Genomic DNA, 3,811 nt, shown 5'->3' with positions numbered 1-3,811 from the left:
TGGCTATGTGTGTCAGGCAGAATCGGTCAGCATGGGCGTCGAGAGCCATCGGCTGGTGTTGTTGCGCCACGGGGAAACCGAGTGGTCGCTGTCCGGCCAGCACACCGGGTCGACCGATCTGGACCTCACCGACAACGGTCGTGCCCAGGCCGTCGCCGCCGGTCCGACGCTGGCCGACCTGCGCCTTGACGATCCGAAGGTGATCAGCAGCCCGCGTCGGCGTGCGGTGGAGACTGCTGAACTGGCCGGCCTGAACGTCGACGAAAAGTCCGAGCTGCTCGCCGAGTGGGATTACGGCTCCTATGAGGGCCTGACGAGCGCGGAGATTCAGAAATCCCATCCCAGTTGGTCGATCTGGACGCACGGCGGCCCGGACGGCGAATCCGTCGCGCAAGTCAGCGAGCGCGCGGACCGCGCCGTGGCTTTGGCATTGGAGCTGATGGCGACCCGTGACGTGGTGTTCGTGGGACATGGCCACTTTTCTCGCGCCGTCATCACCCGCTGGGTGCAGCTGCCACTCGTCGAGGGCAGCCGCTTCGGCATGGGCCCCGCCTCGGTCGCGGTCGGCGGGTTCGAACACGGGATCCGCCAGCTGAGCGCGCTGGGGCTGCCCCGTCCCTATGACGACTGAGCCGCCGTTTGTGCTGTGCGGGCCGGCCGGTGTGCTGATCGCCGACGGCGTGCAGGCCTGCTATCGCGACGTGGCCGGCGCGCAGTCGGCATTGCGTTCGGGTTCAGCATCAATCGTATTGGGCGCGTTGCCTTTCGACGCCAATGGGCCGACGGCGCTGATGACGCCGCGATCGGTACGCCACGCTGATCAACTACCCGACTGGCCAACCGGACCGCTGCCCGCGGTACACGTCGCCGGATCGATTCCCGCGCCAGACGAGCACCGCGACCGGGTTCGGCGGGCGTGCGATGTGCTGACCGCCGCGGGCAGCACGCTGCAGAAGGTGGTGCTCGCCCGCGCGCTGCGGTTGGCCGCCGATGCCCCGCTGGACGCCCGGATGATCCTGCGCCGGTTGGCCGACAACGACGCGGCCGCCTACGGCTACCTCGTCGACCTGTCCGCGGCCGGCGAACGCTATGCGGGCATGGCACTCGTTGGTGCCAGTCCGGAATTGTTGGTGGCGCGCGACGGCGACCGGGTGACGTGTCAGCCGTTCGCCGGGTCGGCACCGCGTGCCGCCGACCCCGAAGCCGACGCCGCCGCGGGGGCCGCGCTCGCCGATTCGGCCAAGGATCGCCACGAGCATCAGTTGGTCATCGACACCATGTCCGAGGCCCTGCGCCCGCTGTGCAGCGAGTTGACTTTTTCCCCCGCGCCCACGCTGAGCCGCACCACCGCGCTGTGGCACCTCAGCACGCCGATCACCGGACGACTGCGCGACACATCAACCACCGCAATCGATTTGACGCTTGCCCTGCATCCCACCCCTGCGGTTGGCGGGGTGCCCGCCGACGCCGCCGCGCAACTCATCAGCACGCTGGAAGGCGACCGCGGGTTCTACGCCGGCGCCGTGGGTTGGTGCGACGCCGCCGGCGACGGACGCTGGGTGGTCACCATTCGTGGCGCGCAACTGGCCGCCGACCGTCGCACCGCGTTGGCCCACGCCGGTGGCGGCATCGTCGCCGAATCCGACCCCGACGGCGAAGTCGCCGAGACCACAACAAAATTCATCACCATCCTGACCGCGCTGGGGGTTCAACCATGACCGTCCGCATCCGTCGAGCCGCACCACCCGATGCCGGGGCGATCACCGCGATGATCCACGACCTCGCCAGCTTCGAGCGCGCCGCCGATCAATGCAGTGTCGTCGAGACGCAAATCAGCACAGCACTTTTCGGTGAGAACCCGACGCTACGGGCGCACGTCGCAGAGGTCGACGGCGAAGTCGCCGCGATGGCATTGTGGTTCCTCAACTTCTCGACCTGGGACGGCATCGAGGGCATCTACTTGGAAGACCTCTACGTGCGGAGTCGATTTCGCCGTCTCGGGTTAGCCCGCGGCCTGCTGGCGGCGCTCGCACAAGAATGCCTCGACAACAACTACACCCGGCTGGCCTGGGCGGTGCTGAACTGGAACACCGACGCGATTGCGCTGTATCGGGCCGTCGGCGCTGCGCCGCAGACCGAGTGGACCACCTACCGACTGTCCGGTCCCGACTTGGCCGCGCTGGCCGAACCGGGCTGATCGTCTGGTGATAACCAACGCAACGTAGCCGGACTGAACAACAACGCCAACGCCGTCAACGCCACTGCAGCGAGCGGGATCCCGAACAGCGCCCGGTCCGAGCCCACAGTCAGATACCACGCCACCGGCAACAGCAACAGCTCGGCGAACACGGCGAGCCCGCGTCCCCAGCGCCTCCCGTTGAGCAGGGCCCCACCGGCAGCCAGCACAGCACCACCGGCCACGACGAACCACACTGCGGTCCCGAAGCCGTTGACCACCCGCTGATCCGCGCCGCCGATCGCCCGAATGACCAGAACCGCGGCGACCAGCAGACCTGCCGCGCCTTGAACCGCAACAATCAATCCCGCGCCGCGGACTGTGGCCGGAGGACGGGTGATCACCGCCTCAGCGTAACGTCGCCGCTCCCGTAGGCTTTGGCCTCATGCGCGCCGTGCTGATCGTCAACCCGACCGCGACCTCGACCACCACGGCCGGCCGCGATCTGCTGGCGAGCGCACTCAAAAGCCGCCTGGATTTGACTGTCGAGCACACCCGGCACCGCGGCCATGGCGGCGAAATCGCCCAGGCCGCAGTCCAGGACGGCGTTGATGTCGTCGTCGTGCACGGCGGCGACGGCACGGTGAGCAACGTGGTCAACGGCCTGCTCGGCAAACCGGGGCAGCTGCCCACCGGGCACGTACCGGCGTTGGCGATCGTCCCCGGTGGATCGGCGAATGTGACAGCACGCTCGCTGGGCATCCCGCCGGGCCCCATCGACGCCACCAACCAGCTCATCTGGCTGCTCGACAAATACGGTCCGGAAAAGAACTGGCGCCGGATCGGGCTGATCGACTGCGGCGAGCAGTGGGCCGTGCTGAACGCCGGCATGGGGGTCGACGCCGAGGCGGTCGCCAAAGTCGAGGCCCAGCGGGAGAAGGGCAAAAAAGTCACGCCGACGCGCTACATCACCGCAGCGGTGCGCGCGACGGTCGGCTACTCCCGCAAGCAGCCGCGGCTGACCGTGGAATTGCCCGGGCGCAAGCCGATTTCCGGGGTCTACTTCGTCTTCGTGTCCAACTCCAGCCCGTGGACCTACGCCGACGATCGGCCGATGTGTACCAACCCCGGCACCAGCTTCGAAGGCGGACTGGGCGTCTTCGGCGTCACCCGGTTGAAGGTCGTGCCGAGCCTGAGGCTGGTCGCACAGATGTTCTCCAAGCAGCCCAAGATCGAGGGTGACCAGGTCGTTCGCGACGACAACGCGGATTGGGTGCGGGTGACATGCGCCGATCCACCCATGGCGAGCCAATTCGACGGCGATTACCACGGCGTGCGTGAACGGATGACTTTCCGCGCGGTTCCCGACGCCCTGGACGTCGTCGCTCCGCCCCTAAAAAGGCTTCCTGACCTGCGGTGATCGTAGTATGTGGCCAAAAGCACTGGCCAGGCTCCGAAGGAGTGTAGTACAAACGATTAAGGGATTTAGTAACAGATCTCTGAAGTGACATTGCCCACGGACCAACGAGCCGCTATTGACATCTGTTGAGCCTGTGAAACGATCGAACGATTGCATGCAACGGTACGGAAACATTTCTTGTGCCTGCGTTAACAGCCGAAGAAAATCATTCGTGC

At 66.8% G+C, this 3,811-nt stretch carries 5 protein-coding genes; 4 read left to right on the top strand and 1 reads right to left on the bottom strand.

The genetic code is table 11. The annotated features are described in order from the left end of the window. Positions 1-31: 31 nt before the first annotated feature. From VN856_RS22440 to VN856_RS22430, 3 genes are read left to right on the top strand one after another with little or no spacing between them, the layout of a single operon-like run. Positions 32-631, top strand: coding sequence for an acid phosphatase (locus VN856_RS22440; protein ID WP_325693129.1), 600 nt, complete (start codon positions 32-34; stop codon positions 629-631). Then, entirely contained in the window at positions 621-1,718 is a 1,098-nt protein-coding gene (locus VN856_RS22435) for an isochorismate synthase (RefSeq protein WP_325693126.1), read from the top strand. Before VN856_RS22440 ends, VN856_RS22435 begins: the two co-directional genes overlap by 11 nt. Further along, positions 1,715-2,197, top strand: coding sequence for a GNAT family N-acetyltransferase (locus VN856_RS22430; RefSeq protein ID WP_325693124.1), 483 nt, complete (start codon positions 1,715-1,717; stop codon positions 2,195-2,197). The genes VN856_RS22435 and VN856_RS22430 overlap by 4 nt, the downstream gene beginning before the upstream one ends. On the opposite strand, the gene VN856_RS22425 is transcribed toward VN856_RS22430, so the two are convergent. Continuing rightward, positions 2,149-2,580, bottom strand: coding sequence for a hypothetical protein (locus VN856_RS22425; RefSeq protein ID WP_325693121.1), 432 nt, complete (start codon positions 2,578-2,580; stop codon positions 2,149-2,151). The two genes, VN856_RS22430 and VN856_RS22425, sit on opposite strands and share 49 nt — an antisense overlap. A gap of 41 nt (positions 2,581-2,621) precedes the next feature. On the opposite strand from VN856_RS22425, the gene VN856_RS22420 reads away from it, so the two are divergent. Then, the gene (locus VN856_RS22420) at positions 2,622-3,596 is read left to right on the top strand and encodes a diacylglycerol/lipid kinase family protein (protein WP_325693119.1); all 975 of its coding nucleotides are present in this window, start codon (positions 2,622-2,624) and stop codon (positions 3,594-3,596) included. Positions 3,597-3,811 lie beyond the last annotated feature (215 nt).

It is taken from the genome of Mycobacterium sp., assembly GCF_035603715.1.
GTDB lineage: Bacteria > Actinomycetota > Actinomycetes > Mycobacteriales > Mycobacteriaceae > Mycobacterium.
The sequence above is the reverse complement of the archived record's forward strand: the minus strand, read 5'-3'. Positions and strand labels throughout refer to the sequence as shown.